General features: G+C 64.8%; 1 pseudogene. It reads left to right on the top strand.

The features are described from left to right. Positions 1-233, top strand: a pseudogene (locus tag SB756_RS35735) (penicillin-binding protein 1B); the annotation flags it as partial.

Here is a 233-nt window from a genome sequence, read left to right as displayed (position 1 = left end):
AAAGGTGCAGACGGCCAGGTGTGGAAGCCGCAGAACTATGACCGGCGCTCCCACGGTACGGTGTTCCTGTACCAGGGCCTGGCTCACTCCTACAACCTGTCTACCGCACGGCTCGGCCTGGAAGTGGGTGTGCCCAATGTCCTGAAGACCCTTGGGCGCCTGGGGGTGACCCGCGAGTTCCCGGCCTTCCCATCGATGCTGCTGGGGGCAGGGGGCATGAGCCCGATGGAAGT

Origin of the sequence: Pseudomonas sp. SIMBA_068, from assembly GCF_046534705.1 — a bacterium.
GTDB lineage: Bacteria > Pseudomonadota > Gammaproteobacteria > Pseudomonadales > Pseudomonadaceae > Aquipseudomonas > Aquipseudomonas putida.
This window is presented reverse-complemented; position numbering and strand designations above follow the sequence as displayed.